The organism is Acidobacteriota bacterium (genome assembly GCA_026393755.1).
Taxonomy (GTDB): domain Bacteria; phylum Acidobacteriota; class Vicinamibacteria; order Vicinamibacterales; family JAKQTR01; genus JBAXOX01.
In genome coordinates, this window is record JAPKZO010000029.1 from 27,929 (window position 1) to 46,289 (window position 18,361).

Annotated in this window: 16 protein-coding genes; 4 read left to right on the forward strand and 12 right to left on the reverse strand. The window is 67.6% G+C overall.

All coding sequences use genetic code 11. The annotated features are described in order from the left end of the window. Window positions 1-75: 75 nt before the first annotated feature. Genes NTV05_12480 through NTV05_12515 form a run of 8 tightly spaced genes read right to left on the reverse strand, consistent with a single transcriptional unit; the run spans window position 76 to window position 9,002 of the window. Complete coding sequence (locus NTV05_12480; protein MCX6545210.1) at window positions 76-915, reverse strand: ABC transporter permease; 840 nt, start codon at window positions 913-915, stop codon at window positions 76-78. Continuing rightward, complete coding sequence (locus NTV05_12485; GenBank protein ID MCX6545211.1) at window positions 852-1,631, reverse strand: ABC transporter ATP-binding protein; 780 nt, start codon at window positions 1,629-1,631, stop codon at window positions 852-854. Before NTV05_12485 ends, NTV05_12480 begins: the two co-directional genes overlap by 64 nt. 15 nt (window positions 1,632-1,646) lie before the next feature. Continuing rightward, complete coding sequence (locus NTV05_12490; protein MCX6545212.1) at window positions 1,647-2,327, reverse strand: class I SAM-dependent methyltransferase; 681 nt, start codon at window positions 2,325-2,327, stop codon at window positions 1,647-1,649. Continuing rightward, window positions 2,324-3,343: an ABC transporter substrate-binding protein gene (locus tag NTV05_12495; protein ID MCX6545213.1), complete on the reverse strand. Its 1,020-nt coding sequence runs from the start codon at window positions 3,341-3,343 to the stop codon at window positions 2,324-2,326. Before NTV05_12495 ends, NTV05_12490 begins: the two co-directional genes overlap by 4 nt. Before the next feature lie 25 nt (window positions 3,344-3,368). Beyond that, window positions 3,369-4,955 (reverse strand): hypothetical protein, encoded by a 1,587-nt coding sequence (locus tag NTV05_12500; protein ID MCX6545214.1) that lies wholly within the window; start codon window positions 4,953-4,955, stop codon window positions 3,369-3,371. Further along, entirely contained in the window at window positions 4,952-6,244 is a 1,293-nt protein-coding gene (locus tag NTV05_12505; protein MCX6545215.1) for an oligosaccharide flippase family protein, read from the reverse strand. Before NTV05_12505 ends, NTV05_12500 begins: the two co-directional genes overlap by 4 nt. After that, entirely contained in the window at window positions 6,244-7,668 is a 1,425-nt protein-coding gene (locus NTV05_12510; protein ID MCX6545216.1) for an NAD(P)/FAD-dependent oxidoreductase, read from the reverse strand. Before NTV05_12510 ends, NTV05_12505 begins: the two co-directional genes overlap by 1 nt. Next, on the reverse strand, window positions 7,665-9,002 hold the full coding sequence (locus NTV05_12515; GenBank protein MCX6545217.1) for a glycosyltransferase family 2 protein: 1,338 nt from the start codon (window positions 9,000-9,002) through the stop codon (window positions 7,665-7,667). The genes NTV05_12510 and NTV05_12515 overlap by 4 nt, the downstream gene beginning before the upstream one ends. A 20-nt stretch (window positions 9,003-9,022) precedes the next feature. On the opposite strand from NTV05_12515, the gene NTV05_12520 reads away from it, so the two are divergent. Next, window positions 9,023-10,255, forward strand: coding sequence for a glycosyltransferase family 4 protein (locus NTV05_12520; GenBank protein ID MCX6545218.1), 1,233 nt, complete (start codon window positions 9,023-9,025; stop codon window positions 10,253-10,255). Further along, window positions 10,252-11,028 (forward strand): polysaccharide deacetylase family protein, encoded by a 777-nt coding sequence (locus NTV05_12525; GenBank protein MCX6545219.1) that lies wholly within the window; start codon window positions 10,252-10,254, stop codon window positions 11,026-11,028. The genes NTV05_12520 and NTV05_12525 overlap by 4 nt, the downstream gene beginning before the upstream one ends. Here NTV05_12525 and NTV05_12530 read toward each other — a convergent pair. The 4 genes from NTV05_12530 to NTV05_12545 all read right to left on the reverse strand — a co-directional run bounded on the left by NTV05_12530 (window position 11,020) and on the right by NTV05_12545 (window position 15,397). After that, window positions 11,020-13,422, reverse strand: coding sequence for a glycosyltransferase family 39 protein (locus NTV05_12530; GenBank protein ID MCX6545220.1), 2,403 nt, complete (start codon window positions 13,420-13,422; stop codon window positions 11,020-11,022). The genes NTV05_12525 and NTV05_12530 overlap by 9 nt on opposite strands. Before the next feature lie 60 nt (window positions 13,423-13,482). Next, on the reverse strand, window positions 13,483-14,202 hold the full coding sequence (locus NTV05_12535) for a glycosyltransferase (protein MCX6545221.1): 720 nt from the start codon (window positions 14,200-14,202) through the stop codon (window positions 13,483-13,485). Between the two features lie 174 nt (window positions 14,203-14,376). Further along, a complete protein-coding gene (locus NTV05_12540) occupies window positions 14,377-15,024 on the reverse strand; it encodes a hypothetical protein (protein ID MCX6545222.1) in 648 nt (215 codons plus the stop codon). Then, window positions 15,011-15,397, reverse strand: coding sequence for a PadR family transcriptional regulator (locus NTV05_12545; GenBank protein ID MCX6545223.1), 387 nt, complete (start codon window positions 15,395-15,397; stop codon window positions 15,011-15,013). The genes NTV05_12540 and NTV05_12545 overlap by 14 nt, the downstream gene beginning before the upstream one ends. Before the next feature lie 221 nt (window positions 15,398-15,618). Between NTV05_12545 and NTV05_12550 the strand changes: the two genes are divergently transcribed. After that, window positions 15,619-17,880, forward strand: a complete 2,262-nt coding sequence (locus tag NTV05_12550; GenBank protein MCX6545224.1) for a M28 family peptidase — start codon at window positions 15,619-15,621, stop codon at window positions 17,878-17,880. 85 nt (window positions 17,881-17,965) lie between these two features. After that, complete coding sequence (locus NTV05_12555) at window positions 17,966-18,313, forward strand: cupin domain-containing protein (GenBank protein ID MCX6545225.1); 348 nt, start codon at window positions 17,966-17,968, stop codon at window positions 18,311-18,313. Window positions 18,314-18,361: the final 48 nt, after the last annotated feature.

An 18,361-nucleotide genomic window follows, 5' to 3' on the forward strand; every position in this document is an offset into this window, starting at 1 on the left:
AGATTTCCTTGGGACGCGTGGATTCTACCGCAATCCCTCCCGCCAGAAACAGACGCTGGCTCCGGCCCGGCCAGTTCAGACCTGCTGCTCTTCCTGCCACGGCACGAGCGCGGCCGAGAGGCGTTGCAGGAGGGCGTTGAAGACAATTCCCAGCGCCGCGATCACGAACAGGCTGGCGTAGAGCTGGTCAATGCGCAGCGTCTGCCAGGCCATCCAGATCATCGACCCCAGCCCGTTCTGCGTCAGCACCAGCTCGACGGCAATCGTCAGCAGAAGCGCCGTGTTCAGCGCGAGCCGCGCGCCGGCCAGCAGCAGCGGCAGGCTGCCGGGCAGAACGACCCGCGTCAGGACTTTCGCCCGGCTCGCACCGCAGTTGCGGGCGACCTCGAAGTGAATCGGGCTGATCTGTCGTACGCCCTCCATGGCGCTAATCAGTATCGGGAAGAACGCTGACGTGGCGATGACGACGATCTTTGCCGACTCGCCGATGCCAAAGACGACCATGACCAGAGGCAGGAGGGCAATCTTCGGGATTGGGTGCATGGCGGCTACCAATGGATCGCCCAGCGCGCGCGCCCGACGCGACCAGCCCATCGCCAGCCCGACCGCCGCTCCAGGCACGCCGCCCAGCGCGAGCCCGACGAGCACACGCCACACCGTCGCAGTTGTGTGGCGGGCCAGTTCGCCGCTCGCCGCGAGCGCGGCGACCTTCGAGGCGATCGCAGACGGCGCCGGCAGGAGCAGCGGCGGCAACCAGCCCAGGCGCGCCGCCCCTTCCCACGCCGCGAGCACGCCGCCGACGACACCTGGCAGCACGATCGCGCGCCACCGATCGCGGCTCGGGCTTCGGGTTACGACGTCGGGATCGACAGGCTTTTCCGTACGTCTTCCTCGAGGATCTTCCAGATGTGCCATCTAATTTCCGCTACCTGCGGTGGCGTCCTGCTCGCCACTTCCCGGGGGCGCTCGAACGGGATCTCGATCTCTTCTCTGATCCGCCCGGGACGACCGGTCATCACAAACACACGATCTCCGAGCCGGACGGCCTCGTCGATGTCGTGGGTCACGTGGATGACGATCTTGCGGTCGTCCTTCCAGATTCTCAGCAGCTCATCCTGGAGGACCATCCGGGTCTGCGCGTCCAGCGCGCCGAACGGCTCATCCATCAGGAGCACCTGCGGATCGGACACGAAGGCCCGAACGATGCCGACGCGCTGGCGCATTCCCACCGACAGTTGATAGGGGTAGTGATCGGCGAACGGCGTGAGCCCGACCTTCGCGATGAACGCGCGCGCCAGGCTGTGCCGTTCCGCCTGGGCCACGCCCTGCATCTCCAGTCCGAACGCCACGTTCTCCAGTACCGACATCCAGGGAAAGAGCCCGTGCTCCTGGAAGACGAGCGCAGTGCGAGGCCGGCCGCTCTCCGCGCTATTGGAAAACGTGACCTCTCCCGACGTCGGTGCCAGCAGGCCGGCGATGATCTTGAGCAGGGTGGTCTTGCCGCAGCCGCTCGGCCCGATGATGCAGACGAACTCCTGCGCGCGGACGGTGAAGCTCACGTCCTCCAGCGCGCGCATGCCATTGCCACCCGGCGGGTACACCTTGGCGATCCGGGAGCATCGAAGGTCCATTGTTCGCAGCGGTCCTCAGCGTGTGTCTTCCCAGAACACGAACATGTCCCAGCGTCGGGCCTTGATCCGACACCCGGGCAGATGACGGCTGTACGCGTCGCGGAACTCGGCCGGCGTCAGCTTTGGTCGCACGTAGTGGCGGACCCACCCCTGGCTGGTCCGAAACAACAGGACGCGGAACATCGTCCGGATCCCGAAAGCCCTCGCGTGCCCAGGCGCGGCCGCCAGTGCCCTCAGTATCGCCCAGGCCGGCAGCCGGTCCAGCCGAGGATGGCGCTGGACGAGATCCGCAATCAGGATGCGCCCGCCCGGCCTGACCACCCGGCGCAGTTCGGGCAGTGAAGTCTCCAGGCGCGTATTGTAGAGCGCCGCACTGCTGATGACGCAGTCGAACGACTTGTCGCCGAAGGGAAGCGCCTGCAGGTCGCCACGAACGAACTCGACGTTCGGCTTCTGCGCCTCGATGCTGCGTCTTGCGGCCACTGCCAGCATTGCACGCGAGATGTCCATGCCCACCACTCGCGCGGCGTGGTCCGCCACGTGAACCGCCAGGATCCCGGAGCCACAACCCGCATCCAGGACCGTTCCGCCATGGCCCGACAGGCCTTTCAAGAACGGCTCGAAGCGGGCCACCCCAAATGTCTGGGCCCAGAGATCGAACCCTTCAGCCAGCGGATCGAAAGCGGGGAGATTCATCGGCGCGCCTGGTTCGCGAAGTCCACGAACGCCGAATCCCAGAGCTGGCCCGGCGTGAGCGCGCGGTCCAGGAGATGTTTCCCAAGGCCCCAGCGTTGAAACTCCATCATGCTGCCCGTGTCGACGCGCCCGTCGCCGCGGACCGAGGGCCAGCAGGCCTTGCGGAGCAGATCGGCGTCGAGCCCGGTATGCCTCGCCACGATTTCGAGATTGCGGGCGGACTTTCCCTCGTTGTACTGCTCGACCGACGCGAGATAGGCCGTCATGAACCGTCGGCCCGCGTCAGGATTTCCCGTCAGCAGGGACGGACCGTACGCCGTGACCAGGTGCTGGTAGTTTGGTGCCACCTGCCCGGCCGACGCGAGAATGACCGCAGTTTCCGCCTGCACGATGCGCGTCAACCACGGCTCCAGGACGAACGCGGCGTCGACCGACCCGCTGCGTAACGCGTCGGCGACAACCGCTCCCTCGGGCAGGTCCACGATCGTGATATCGGCGAGTGCCAGCCCGGCCTGGGCCAGTAGTTTCTCGGTGACGTAGCCCGGGGAAGATGACGGGTTCAGGGCCACGCGCCGGCCCCGCAGGTCGGCAGGCCGACCCACAGTGCGATGCTCCACCAACGACCGCCTGACGACGAGCGCACCGTACGCGCAGCCAGTCGGGGCGATGAATCCCCTGTCGGACACAACCCTGATGCCGGCATTCTGTCCGATGGCGTTGAGCAGGCCGAGGCTGACGCTTCCGGTCCACACGTCCAGCGCGCCACGGGCGAGCGCCAGCAGCGCGTCGGTCGACCGGCTCACTTTCACGAACTCGACATCCAGCCCCTGCGCCGCGAAGTACCCTCCATCGGCCGCGACGAACAGCGGTGCCGAGGATAGTGACGGCAGGACCAGCACCTTCAACCTGACCGACCCCGCAGCGGGAGGGCGCACCGCAGAACGCGTGTCGCACGCCAGCATCTGGATCGCGATCGCGATGACGATCAGCCAGGTTGCCCACCGATGTCCTGTCATCGCCAACTCCCGCGCCTGCACATGTTCACCTCCGCGGTCCGCGCAACGGCATGAACTTCCCCCGGGCTGTCCACGCCGGCACCGCACGCCTGACTCGCAACGTGCCGGCCTGGCTCCAGATTGCCGCGGCGTCGGCGGTGGCGACGCTGTCCTGCCGCAGCGAGGCAAGCACGGTGTCAACGACCACTGCCTCGTCATCGATTTGGATCGTCGGGCTGATCACGAGGTAAAGCCGGGTGTGCCCGACATCATCTTCTTCCTCGAGCAGTTGGTAGTCCAGGGGACTGCCGCCGAATCGCGCCGGCAGCACCTCTTCGAGAATGCGGACCATGTCGCTGCCCACCAGTGTCACGCCTTCGCCCGTCAGCTTGCTGAAGCTTCGGACTTCGCGGAGGTGGTCGGTCAGGCCGTAAGCCTCCAGTGGGCAGCCGCAGTTGCGCGTCTCAATCACACCGACATCGTCACTCTCGACGTTCAGCAGCAGCATCGGCGCGGCGGGAAGCAAACTGGTGAAGCAGAACGCGCCGAGCGGCGCGTCCCAGCCCGGCACGTGGCGCTCCGACACAATGACCGCCACGCCATCCTTGAACAGGTGGAGGTCGTTGCCATCCACAGGTCTGGCGCACCCTGCCCCGATGCATCCCACGTCGCTCGAGATGTAGACCGGCAGCCAGCCGGCGCCGGTGCTGGTGATTGCGTTCACCTTGGCTGGGGTAGGAGGCTCGCCCCCGCTGACGAAGGTCACGCCGGACAGATCCAGGCCTTCCGCTCGCGCGGCGAGGCACACCCGGAGCGCCATACTGACGTGGGCGCGGACGACGCAGGCACCGCAAGCCTGCCTCGTAGCGATCGCCCAGCGCGCCACAACCACCGCCTGGTTCATCGTGACCCGCTCGGGGCTCGGAATAGGCCGACCGTACAGTCGTGCCAGGGCGACGATCCCTTTCGTGGCGATTCGGAATCTGAGGGGCGGCCGCAGGTCCTGGTCCCCGATCGGCGAGAACCATTTTTCCGGAACGTTGCCGAATCGGGCAGCCCGCAGGATGTTCGCGATGCCGCTGCCGTCGGGCAAGGGGGCACGCCAGATCGCCATGGGCACGTGGGCCACACCGTGGGCGTGCTGGGCGAGGAGGACCTGAGACGCCTGGGCCGCGAGGTTGTCGAGGTCGATGTCGACCCGCGCGCCTGCACCGGTGCTCCCGCTGGTTTCGGCCGCATAGGCGGCGCTCAGGTAGGGGTTGCGGAAATCGTGCGCCCCGGCGTTGATGACCCGCCCGTTCCGCACGATCGGCGTGCGCCCCTTGAACTCCTCGAAGGTGACGAAGACCCCGGCGTCTCTCAGGGCGCGAAGGGTTCCTTCCAGGCCGTCGCTGCGCACCAGGCGCTCGATGTCGCCCATCTGGCAACTGGCGGCTTCGAGCAACTGCCGGTACGGACTGCGGGCATACCCGAAGATGCCCTTCCTGACGAGGCGGAGGAAGTTCTGTTCACGCTCCGCGAGCCGGCGGCGAACGGTCGCAAGCGCCTCTTCCACCGTGAGGGTGTGGCGCAGGAAGCCCCGCAGCCCCCATGCGAAACGCGCGTACATCTTCGAGTCGTCCAGGACGCTCATTGCGGAAATCTCACACGGGCCGCGCTCGAGACGAACAGTCCGATGCCTTCCACTCGTTTCAGCACGAGTAGCGCCACGCCCGCAGCGAGCCACGACACGGTGGCCGTGACGACGGCGGCGCCAAACCCGCCGAACCGCGGGATCGCCAGCAGATGACCGACGATCGCCACCGGCACGAGCGGGGCCGCGATGGCTACAGTCGTGCCCACCCGGTCGTGTGCCACCAGCAGTGTCGAGGCCAGGACGAGCTCGACGTTCGCCAGACTCGCCACAGAGAGCACGGCCAGTATCGGTCCTGCTGCAGCAAAGGCCTGGCCGAACATCAGCCGCACGATCTCCCCCGACGCGACGGCGACGACGGCTGCGACCGGCGCAAGCCAGAAAGCGCAGTGGAGAGCCTCTCTGCTGAGCCTGTGCGCAGACGCCCCGTCGCCGACGGCCACCAGCCTGCTTACGGACGACAACAGGACAGGCGCGAATGCTGTCGCGACGAATCCCGGCAGCGCAGCCAGGCTCTGCGCGGCGCCGTACATGCCGGTGTCGGCCGTGCGTCCGCCGATCGCCTGGAGGCAGAGGAGATCGACCCGCTCGAACGCCCTCACGGATACGCCAGCCAGAAACAGCGGGGCGGCCAGACGGCCCAGTTCCCGCCAGGGCGTGCGGTCGGCCGCAAGAAGCGATGGACGGACGAACCACCGGGCCGCGACAAGTTCCAGCGCGGTAGCTGCAACCGTGGCGACGACGGCTCCGTTCACGCCAAACCCCACCTGGACGAGGACAAGGACAAGCACCAAGCGGCCGATCCAGCGGATGCTGCTCGCGACGGCGCGCGCGCGGAACCGCTCCAATCCGGTCAGCACGAGCCGGTGACTGAGCGCGAGACCGGCGAGCGGGGCGCTCAGCGCGGCCAGGTACAAGAGCGGCACCACCGCTCGATCGCCGAGCAACGCGCCTGCCGGCCCGGCGCAGATTGCCAGCAGCGCCCCGATCGCGACGCCCACCGCGAGCATCGCGCGGACGATGGCCGATCCGACCGGCCGCCAGTCGCTCGCGACAGCAATCTGGCGAATCGCGGCGCGCGAGAAGAACGACGCGACCAGCCACTCGACCCAGCCGATCACCGTGGCGGCCAGTGCGAACAGTCCGTACTGCGACGGTCCCAGGCGTCGCGCCAGGAACACGGAAATGACGAGGGCGGTCGGAACAAACAGGCTGTCGGCAACCAGAAGCCAGGCGCCCCCCGCAAGCGTGGCGCGAAACGGAGACCGCTGCGGTTCGCTCATCGGCATCAAGCGCCCGCGACTCGTCCGGCGGCCGGCACATCCTCGACGTGCGACTCTTCGGCGTTGACCTCCCAGACATCGTGCTGTCCGCCGAGCACATTGAGCGCAGCCAGGCGCCCGGTCAGCATCGAGTGGTCCTGGTTGTTGTACCGGTGTGTACCGCTGCGGCCGATTGTCTGGAGGTTTTCGAAATGCCCCAGGTAGTCGCGGATTATTGCGAGGTTCGCGCGGTACCCGCAGTCGTACACCGGGTAGGCGTTCTCCTGCCGAATCACGCATCCGTCCTCGACGCGGGCCGCGGGCGCGAGGCCCAGCGCGTGCAGTTCGCGCGTGGCCAACTCGAGAAGCTCGGCGTCGGTTCGGGACCACACCGCATCGCCGGTCGAGCAGAAGTACTCCATCCCCAGGCTGGTTCGGTGCGGGGCCGAAACCATCGACGCGCTCCAGTTCCCGAAGTTCTGGATCCGGCCGACCAGCACCTCCGGGCCGTGCACGTAAAGCCACGTGTCGGGAAACGTGCGCGGCGTGTCGATGATCAGGCCAACCATGATGAAGTCGCGGTGCCGCAGGGCGCGGCCCGCCGCGAGCACGTCCGGCGGGGGCGCAGGATCGAGGCGTTCCAGGAGATGCCTGAGCGGGAGAGTCGAAATCACGTGCCCCGCGCTCAGTGTCTCGGTGACGTCGCCGCCGACCTCGACGCGGTCAACCCGTCGGCCATCGTGATGGATGCGCATGACCGGCGTTGCGAGGCGCACGGTCCCGCCCGCCGCCACGACGAGGTCCGCGAAGCGCTCCCACATCTGGCCGGGGCCGAGGCGCGGGTAGTGGAACTCGCGTGCGAGCGAGGCGGCGCCGTTGCGGCGGCCGAGTGCGCTGGCGATAGCCGAGCGCATCGTCAGGCCACGGATGCGTTGCGCGGCCCAATCCGCCCGGATCTCTGAGCACGGCATGCCCCAGACCTTCTCGGTGTAGGTCTTGAAGAACGCCTCGTACAGCCGCCGGCCGAACCGGTTGACGACCCACTCTTCAAACGTCCGTTCCTGTGGCGACGGACGCACGCGCGCGCTGAGGTAGCTGGCGATGATGCGAGCGCTCTCCCACGCCCCAAGGTTCCGCACGACGTTGACCAGATTGACCGGGTAGTCGAAGAACCGCCCGCGATAGAGGATGCGCGACAATCTCGGGACCCTGAGGAAGTCGTCGCCGAGCGTCTCTTGCCACTGCCGCTGGATCTCGGGCATCCGGGTGAGGAAGCGATGCCCGCCGACGTCGAATCGGTAGCCGCGGCACGACTCCGTTCGGGCGAGACCGCCCACTCTTGCCCGCTGCTCGCAGACGAGCACCTCCACGCCGGCGACCGCGAGAGACCTGGCGGCAGCCAGTCCGGCCGGGCCGGCCCCGGCGATGATGACCCGCCCGGGCGTGGTCACTCGCGCCCCGGATCGCCCTTGTGCGGGCTGGTTCCCGGGCGGGCCGGCACAACTACGGGGCGGCCGCTAAGACGAAGCACGTGGATCGACACGCCGAGGCAGAACCCGACAGCGCAGCACAGATAGTGCACCCACTGCCACGCTAGGGCCCGCACAGCAAAGACGGGACCGCGCGCCCGCACGAAGAACTGCGCGAGGCGCGCGTCGAGAAGAATTTCCACCACCGCGAACAAGACAGCCGCGCGCCGCGCCCACGGGAACCAAGCGGACGCGACCAGCGACACACCGAGCGCCGACGCCACGGCCACGGCGGCGCGACCTGACCAGCGGAGGTTGAGGTCATCCGGCATGTGCCCGTTGGCGAGGATCAGACGCGTCCAGGGAATCGCGCGATCGAAAATCTCCGAGTGCAAGAGGCGGGAAGTCGTCCAGCGCTTCAGGTGCGTCACGCTCAACGACTTGACCATGCGGATCCGCGCGCCCGATGCGAGCAGCCGCGATCCCAGTTCAATGTCTTCGATGCTGGCGCGGGTGTGGCTCTCGTCGTATCCCCCCACGCGCTCGAACACCTCGCGCCGCACCGCTCCGCACGCGCTCCAAAATGCACACGCCTCGTCGCGCGCCGTCTGGTGGACGAACCGGTGCGAGAGGTTCTTGTACTGGGACAGGAAGTTCGTGGCCCCCGGCGCATCATCATAGGAACCGACGATGGCGGCGTGGCTGGGAAACTCGGCGAACGCCGCAAGGACTCGACGGATCGCGTCGGGCCGCAGCGTCACGTCGGCGTCCACGAAGAAGAGAATGTCGCCATCCGCCACCCGTGCGGCTGCGTTGCGGGCGCGGGCCGGTCCTCCGCGCCGGTTCAGCACGATCGTACGGGCCCCGTGTGCACGGGCAAGCGCGACGGCAGACTCGTCGCCGCCGTCTACGGCAACCACCAGTTCTGCCGACGGTGGGTCAAGTTGTGCCAGGCTCGCCAGACACGCCCGGAAGTTCTCGTCGCCGCTGACAACGGGCACGACGATTGACACGCGTGGCGTCGGCGCGCTGGCGGTGACGCCATCGGCCCGGTCGGACGCACGGGCGCGAGAACTTACCTCATTCGGTTTCATGCCGTAGACGTCGACTGCCCGAGCAGCGCCAGCATTGGTGGCGGGATGAAAATCATACGTCAGACGTCTCCATGCCACCAGCGGCACCGACGGCCGTCCGGGCCGGCACACCGCACCGAGGCCGGACAGCCGGGCCAGACGCACGGTGCCGGAACGCGCAACTCCGCGGACGTGGGCGCGGTCCGGCGCGGAGTGGCCAATTCGAGCGTGATCGGAGATCATGACGGGCGATGAAGTTCTGCATGGTGACGACGTTCTACCCCCCGTATCACTTCGGGGGGGACGCCACCTATGTCCATCGCCTCGCTGTCGAATTGGGACGTCGAGGACACTTGGTGGACGTCGTTCACGACCTCGATTCGTATTACCTCCTGCATCCCGGCGAACCCTCACTCGAGTACGGCTCCTCGGAGAACGTCACCGTTCATCGCTTGAAATCGCCCTTCGGGTCCCTCTCACCCCTGGCGACCCACCAGACCTGCTTGCCGCTGTTGAAGCCGCGGCTCAAGCGCCTGCTCGAATCGGGCGGACACGACGTCATCAACTTCCACAATGTGTCGTTGATCGGCGCCGGGGCCTTCAGCTACGGGTGCGGGATCAAGCTGTACACGATCCACGAGCAGTGGCTCATCTGCCCGATGCACATCCTGTGGAAGTTCGGCCGCCGGCTGTGCGACAGGCGCCGCTGTTTCTGGTGCTGCCTGAGCGGGGCGAGGCCTCCTCAACTCTGGCGAGCGACCGGGCTGCTCCGGCGGCGAGCGCGTGCGATCGATCGGTTCCTCGCGCCGAGCCGGTTCGTGCGTGACAAGCACCGCGAGATGGGCATGGATGTGCCGACGACGGTCCTGCCGCACTTCCTGCCGGACCTGCCGCCCGCGTCGTCCAGTGGCTCGCCCCCGCACCCACGACCGTATTTTCTTTTCGTGGGGCGCCTGGAGCGGATCAAGGGGCTGCACACGCTGTTCGAGCCATTCAGACGGGCCGGCGCGGCGGATCTCCTCGTCGCGGGCGAAGGCGGCCAGGAGCCGGCCCTTCGCGCGGCCGCGGCCGGCATGCCAAACGTCTCGTTTCTCGGCGTGCAGCCCTACGCGCAGCTGCGGTCGCTCTATCGGCACGCGATCGCCCTGGTCGTGCCGTCAGTGTGTTACGAGGTGTTTCCGATGGTGATGCTCGAGGCCTTCGCCGAGGCGACCCCGGTCGTCGCCCGGGATCTCGCGGGCATCGCGGAGATCGTGAACGACTCGCGTGGCGGGATCCTGTTCCGCGACGAGGCCGGGTTGCAGCAGGCGCTGGACGGGTTGCGGACGAACTCCTCGCTGCGGCGTGCGCTTGGGGAGAACGGCCATCGCGCCCTCAAAGAGCGCTGGACCGCCGATGCGTACATTCGGCAGTACTTCAAGGTCATCGACGCTTGCCGCGAGGCGCGCGGGATCATGACGGCCCAGCAAGCCGCCGAACGCGGAGGATCGACGTGAGCGCGCTCGCGCGGCGCGTCCCGATTCTCGCGTACCACTCGATCAGCGACGGACCGCCGCCGCTTTGCGTGTCACCCGCCCGCTTCGAAGAACACCTGTCGTCTCTTGCTGGCGAGGGATGGGCGACGCTGACCCTCGACGAGTTGCTGGCCGGCCACGCCCGGGGCGGGTGGCCAGAACGGCGGCTGATGTTGACGTTCGATGACGGGCTGGCCAGCTTCGCGGGCGAGGCGCTGCCGCGGCTCGTCGGCGCCGGCTTCTCGGCGACGCTGTTTGTTGTGGCCGGCCGCATCGGCGGCGAGACCGATTGGCAAGGCTGGCCTCCGGCGACGCCCAGAGAGCGCCTGCTCGATGCAGCCGCGCTGAAAGAGGTCGCAGCGGCTGGCATCGAGATCGGCGCCCATGCCTTGTCGCATGTCCGCCTCTCCAGGCTGAGCCCCGAGGCAGCGGCGCACGAAGTGCTGGACAGCCGCCGACACATCGAGGATCTGATCGGCAGCCCCGTCAGGAGTTTTGCCTACCCGTTCGGCGAGGCCTCACCCGGCTTGGCGCGTCTCGTGCGCGAAAACTTCCGGGCCGGCTTCGGGATCCGGCTGGCGTACGCCTCGCCCCGGAGCCGGATTGAGATGTTCGAACGCATTGACGCGCACTACCTGCGAAGCCGCCAATCGCTCGTACCGCTCTCGAGCTGGACAACGCGGGCCTGGCTCGCGGTGAGGTCCGTGGCGCGTGAGGCCCGGCGCCTGTCGAGCTACCAAGGGCGATCACTCTAACCGGATCCAGTCGAGCGCAACACCCAGCACGCGCGCATCGCTACTGGGACTGGTAGCTTTCGGCACGAACGTATCCGTGCGGATGGTCAGCACCGAGTCCCGCGCCGCCAGTCGGGCGACCACCGCGGCGTTCAGCGCGAACCGGTACTCCGAGAACCCCGGTCCTGGACCGTCGATGATGCCGACCTCGGTGCCGTCGATGTCGATGCGGACCGTCGGCGCCCGGACGCCGGGCGATCGGGCGGCGGCCAGCCGCACGACCAGCGTGGCTTCCGGCCGCGCGATCGCCACGCGCGGAAGAGCGATCTGCGCTTCGCCAGCCGTCCATCGAGCGCGAGCCGAGGGCATCGACTCGCCGCCGTAGAAACCGCGCAGTACGAAGGCGAAGTCCCGGTCTCCGAAATCGGCCGTGAACGGCAGCGCAACCGCCCGCGCGGCGTCCGCGGATTCGATCTCGTACAAGTCCACCGCGGTGTTGACCGTCTGGAGCCGCCGTGGGAAGGCCACCGAAGACGACTCGAGCACGGTGTACGCCAGAGACGCCCCACCAGAGAAGGTGACACTGAGCCCACCAAAGTCACTTCGCCATAACCGGCGCGGCGGGTCGCCCGGGTAGTCCGTCAGAATCACGAAGACACGCCGCTTTGCGGCCAGCGCCCTCGCGATGAATGCCTGCAGCGCACCGCCGGGCGGCACACGCTCCATCACCGGAAGAACCGCGCGGTCGAACGTCGCCTGCAGGGCGAGCGGCAAGTGGCTCGGCGTCGATCGATCGGCAATGACAATCGCCGAGGGCGGGATGCGGTCGGCGATCTGTCCGACCTCCGCGTGAACTCCCTGCATGGGCGGGAGGCGCAGCGCCGGCCAGGCCTGGCCCAGCCACACGGCGGCGAGGCTGGCGACGACGATCCAGGCGATGCGACGGGCCCAGACTCCGATGGCGGCGACCCGCGCCGCGAGGGCGCCGACAAAGAGGAACCCGAGCGGCAGCACAGCGGGCACGAACCGCCGGAAGTCGGCCGGCCAGGCGGTCTTTTCCCGCCAGGCGAGCCAGAGGATCATTTCCGCCGCGAAGGGCGCGATGAGCGGCAGCAGGCGGAGATCGCCGTCTTTCGAGACTACCCAGATGAAGGCCGCGAGCATCACGGCCGCTCCCGCCGGTGTCAGGAGCAGACTCGCCGTCCTCACGACGCCAGGCGAGGCGACAGCGGGAGCCAGGATGGCCAAGCCTGCCAGCACCGGTAGCCGCGCTGGCGAGGGGAGCAGCCTGACGAATACCCAGGTTCCGACCAGCGCTGCGGCAGCAAGGCCCAGCGCCGGCATACCGCCGAGCGGAGCGATGACCCGGGCGACGGCATTGAAAGCCATCGCCGCCAGGCGAAGCGTGTACGGGGTGGAGACAAGGAGCGCGTGGGCGATCGCGTGGACGCCGAGCAGCCCAATCGTCGCCGCGTACCAGGGCCAGGCGGGTCCGAGCAGCCGACGGCGCCTGGCGAGCACGAGCCAGGCGATGCCGAGCGGGAGCAGAACAATCAATGCATCGATGCGGACCATGCCCGCAAGGCCGATTGCCGCACCCGCGCACGCGCCGGCACACCGACTCTGGTTGTCTCGCGCCACGAGCGTGAAGAAGATCCCCGCCAGCAGGAACCACTGGGCCAGCATTTCAGACGAGGCCGTCCACGCGTACCACACCTGGCCGAAGTTGACGGCCAGCAGCGTCGCCGCGATGCCCGCAGCGCTGGCCGACCACGCGCGGCGTCCGACGAGCCATGCGGCGAGCACACCAAGCACGCCGAACACCGCGTTCACGTAGTATCCGCCGTGCGGACCGAACAGTCCGACGAACACGGCGATCCAGACGGGAAGCAGGTGGAAAAAATTGGGCACCACGAGATCCCCGGTGCCGACCTGGAGGCCGCCCGGGAAGCGGTTCAACAGCTGAGGCCACGATCCATCGCGCTTGAGGAGGGCGTCGCGCGCTTCGTCGGGCAGCAGGCGCAGGACCTCGTCGGGCGACACCATGCCGCCGGTCCGGTGAATCGATTGCCCGATGGCCAGGTAGACAGAGGCGTCGCGGCCTTCAATCAGGTACTCGCCGGGCCGCCCGTAGAGCGCGGCGGCGGCCGCGAGCAAGATGGCGAGCCAGACGTGCGCAGCGACTGGCCGAGCGGGCTCGCTGGGGCGGCCGGTCCCGGGTTCGCGCCCGATCCACACCCACACGACAGCGGCCAGGACACCGGCACCAGCCAGGAGGCGGCCGAGGGTGAATGCTCCTGCTTCCGCCAGCAACATCCCAACCCACGAGACGGCGGCGACCAGGACGAAGAGCAGCGTGAACGCCGCCTCGAGCCGCGTGCAGCGCCGCGCACGATCGGGCGACCCACTGATCACACTGTCCCTCCCGCAGCGTTGTGCTGGCCGAGCCTCCGGCTTGGAACGTTCATGTAGCGATCACTTCGGCTCAGATCGGCCGTCCTGTCCGTCGCGTCGCGGCTCGTACCAGGGACCGCGGCGGGTGTTGAAATATCTCCGCCCGAGGAATATCGCGCCGGGGAGGAGGCGGAGCACGTCGGTGACGGTGTGAGAGCGAGCCGTCCTGCCGGAGGTTACCACCGGCTGCTTCACGATCACGAACGCGCCCAACCGCTTGAGTCGCCAGCTCAGATCAACATCCTCTCCGGCATAGAGTGTCTGATCGAACCCGCCAACGGTCTCAAACGCCTGCCGCGTACAGAAGATGAAGGATCCCGCCGCCAGCCGCCCGGCCCATTGGAGACAGAGCCACAACCACAGCAGCGCGGTCGCGTAGAGGGGAACGCGGCCATCGAACCGGGCCTTCGCACCGCCCCCGACCGCCCCGGAACGAATGGCACGCACGGCCGCGCGGAGGACTGCCTCGGAGACATCAGTGTCCGCATCGACAAACACCAGCAAATCGCCCAGAGCGTGCCTGGCGCCGGCGTTGCGCGCCGACGCGATCTGCCGATAGTTGACCATCACGAGGCGGGCCCCATGCCGCACCGCCACCTCGGCGGTCGCGTCGGCCGACGCATCATCGACAACGATGATCTCGTATGGTTCGTCCTGGGCCCGCGCAGCGGTCTGGAGCGCGGCGAGCGTGCGCCCGATCAGGCGCGCCTCGTCATGTGCCGGAATGACGATCGAGATCATGTTGGTTCTCTCTTGACCCCGCCGTTTTCCCGAACCGCCGGTTCAGCGCGAGAGCCACGCGATGCCCACGACGATGGGGCAACCCCGGACGGTTCACCCCCGACAAAGAACCAGATCGTATATCGGTCTCGCTGTGCCCGGTGGCGAGCGCGGCGAGCAGAGAGCCCCCAACCGCTACTTGCTCCGGTCGAGCACCTCAATCTTCAGCGCGATCCTGGCCGACGGCTTGCGCGCGCGCATCCACAGGAGGATCCGGCGAGAGAGTCGTTGCGTCACCACCAGCACGCCCAGCCCCGCCACCAGCGCAACGGGCATGAGCCAGTAGCCGCCGTGCGCTTCGGTGCCGGGCGGCAGCGCGAACTCCATCCCGAATCCTCTGGGCTGCCCGTTCAGCGTGAAGAAGCCGATGTTGTTAGGGAAGACCGGCTTCAGCACGGCCATGGCGAGAAGCGATACCCCCATCGACCAGCCGGTAAAGACCAGGATGGCCCATCCGAAACCGACAACCGATGACGTCGCGCTATGCCAAAGAGCCCGTGCCATCGGCACGAAACGGCCGGTGGTGACCGCCTCGTCCAGCGTCATCTCGTGCGAATACGCCTGCGCCACACGCAGCGGCGGGCCAAGCTCGGCAAGCACACGCTCGATGGCGGCGCGCTCGTCTGGGGCAGCCTCGGCCTGATCGCACCGCTCGCGGATGTGCGACGCGACCTCACGCACCGCGTCGGAGGCGATCTCGCGCGGCAGGAACGACCGCAGGGATCGATCCAGGATGAACAGATATCCGTTGACCCTCGACTCGCCGACCTCAGTGAGCGTCATTGCCATCTCCTTGCGCCGCCACGATCAACCGGTCGAGCTTGGCGGCAAAAGCTTTCCACGAATCGGTCATGTACGTCAGTCGCGCCTGTCCGCGGTTCGTCAGGCGGTAGTACTTGCGCGGGTGCGAGCCTTCTTCGCGCCATTCGGGCGCCAGCCAGCCGTCACGGCTGAGGCGGGCGAGGATCGGGTAGATCGTCCCCTCGGTGACGACAAGATCAGTGAACGCCTCGAGGTGACTGATGATTTCGAGGCCATAGCGAGGGCTCCGAGCCACAGCCAGGAGAATGGCTAACTCCAGCCCCCCCCGGCGCAACTGCTCTCGCCAACTGTCGAATGCCTCGACCGACGCTGCCCGTTCGGTAGCAGGTGCCATGATGGCCTCCGCGGTTACCTCGCTTGGCAAGATGCCTTGCGTCACAATGTATTACGGTGCAATTCCGGCCGAGGTTCCCGAGAGGGATTGAATTCGGCGCTCAGAGGTTTCCCGGCACCGCGAAGACCGGTGTAGTTTCCCGCACGACTGCAGCGCTCTCCGGAATCAGCCCGCTTGCCAACCGCGCGTCCGATCGGGAGAATACGACCGGGAGCACATTCATGACAACTCTTCGAGGCGGTCGATTTCTCGTGGCGATCGCGGCAGCCGTGGCCGCCGTATCGAGTCCCAACGCTCAATCCTCGCCGGCGGCGGTATCACCTGGCGAGCGGTGGGAGGCGGCATTCCGCGCGTTGCCGGTGGCGGTCAACATCCGCGGGTACGACGAGCGGATGAGCGCCCGGCCGCATCATGTTGGATCGCCGTACGACAAGGACAACGCCGAGTGGATGCTGGCGCGGTTTAAGGAGTGGGGCTGGGACGCGAAGATCGAGCGGTTCGACGTTCTGTTTCCCACGCCAAAGACGCGGCTGCTGGAGATGGTGACGCCCACCCGGTTCGTCGCCAAGCTTGAAGAACCGACATTGGCGGTGGACCCCACCTCCGGGCAGAAGGCCGAGCAGCTTCCCACGTACAACGCCTACTCGATCGACGGCGATGTCACGGCACCGCTTGTCTACGTCAACTACGGCAGGCCAGTGGACTACGAGCAACTCGAGCGGCTCGGCGTGTCGGTCAAGGGCGCGATTGTCATCGCACGCTATGGCGCGTCATGGCGCGGCATCAAGCCGAAGGTCGCCGCCGAACACGGTGCGGTTGGATGCCTGATCTATTCCGATCCTCGAGACGACGGGTACTTCGGGGGCGACGTGTTCCCGGAAGGACCGATGCGGCCGCGAGACGGCGTGCAGCGCGGAAGCGTGATGGACATGCCCGTCTACCCGGGCGACCCGCTCACGCCGGGCGTCGGCGCCACGCCCGAGGCCAAGCGCCTGGCGGTGGCCGAGGCGCGGACGATCACGCGGATTCCAGTGCTGCCGATCTCCTACGGCGACGCGCAGCCGCTGCTTGCCGCGCTGAACGGCCCGCCGGCGCCAGAGGACTGGCGCGGGGCGCTGCCGATCACGTATCGCATCGGTCCCGGGTCCGCCACCGTTCATCTCAAGCTTGCGTTCAACTGGGACATTACGCCCATCTACGACGTGATCGCGCGGCTGTCCGGCTCCACATACCCCGACGAGTGGATCATCCGGGGCAATCATCACGACGCCTGGGTGAACGGCGCAGGCGACCCGGTCAGCGGCATCTCGGCCGAACTCGAGGAAGCGCGCGCGCTCGGCGAATTGCGCAAGCAAGGGTGGCAGCCGAAGCGGACGATCATCTACGCGGCGTGGGACGGCGAAGAACCCGCGCTGCTCGGTTCCACCGAGTGGGTGGAGACGCACGCCGCCGAACTCGAGTCGCACGCGGTGGTGTACATCAACACCGACAGCAACGGCCGCGGCTATTTCGACATGGCTGGTTCGCACACGCTCGAGCCATTCATCAACGGCGTCGCCCGCGCGGTGGAGGATCCCGAGGCGAAGGTCAGCGCGTGGAAACGCCTGCAGGCGGCCACCATTGAAAAGGGCACTCCCGTGGAACGCAACGAGGCGCGCACGCGCGACGATCTGCGGATTGGCGCGCTCGGCTCCGGTTCGGACTTCACGCCCTTTCTCCAGCACAGCGGCGTCCCCACGCTGAACCTCGGCTACGGCGGCGAGGACAACAACGGCATCTACCATTCGATCTATGACGACTTCTACCAGTACACGCACTTCGAGGACACCGACTTTGCGTATGGCCGGTTGGCCGCGCAGACGATCGGTACGGCTGTCATCCGTCTGGCTGATGCGGACATCCTCCCATTCGACTTCACGCGCCTGGCCGAGACGGTGAAGGCGTACGTCGATGATGTGCAGGCGCTGCTGAAGCGCCGGCAGGAAGACGTGCGCGAACGCAACAGGCAGATCGAGGAGGGCGTGTTTGCCGCCACCCGCGATCCGCGGCGGCCGCTCGCCGCGCCAGTCGCGGAAGCCGTGCCGCCAGCGCTGAACTTCGCGCCGCTCGAGAACGCGTCCACCGCGCTGACCGCGGCGGCGGGGCGATACAAGAAGGCGCTCGCGGCCGCGTCCTCACAGCTCGCCGGGAACACCGCGGCGATTCGCGCGGTCAACGCGAAACTGATACAGAGCGAGCGGCAACTCCTGGACCCGGCTGGCCTCCCGCACCGGGAGTGGTATCGCCATCTGCTGTATGCGCCGGGCTATTACACCGGGTACGACGTCAAGACGCTGCCCGGCGTGCGCGAGGGCATCGAGCAGAAGCAGTATGACGGCGTCGATGCCGAGATCGCGCGGGCGGCGAAGGCCCTCGCGCGCGAGGCCGCGCTTGTGGACGCCGCCGCCGCGGACCTCGGGCGACTCGGCCCGCCCGCTCGTTAATCGGGACATCACTGGACCGGCGATAGGGCGGAACACCTCGTCGGCGGACGCTTCGGCGTCGGCCTCGCAAAGGAAGGAAGATCCGATGGCTATCACGAATCCAATGATTCCGCCAGCCGAGGCGCTGCGGCTTCAGTCGCTCGTCAGCCCCACCGAACACGGAATAGCCAGTCGCGTGCTGGCGAAGACCAGCGGCGGCAACATCACCCTCTTTGCGTTCGACGCGGGGCAGGGGCTCACCGAGCACACGTCGCCATTTGATGCGCTCGTGATGGTCCTCGAAGGCGCGCTCACTCTGACAATCGGCGGCACGCCCGTCCGGGCGACGCCGGACACCATCGTGCGCATGCCCGCAGACGTTCCACACGCGCTTGATGCATCAGAGCCAACGCGAATGCTGCTCATCATGTTGCGGGATCTCAAGGCGGCGTGAGGCGCGACGCGGTCGGTCGTCACACCAAGAGCGTGCCTCTCCGACCCG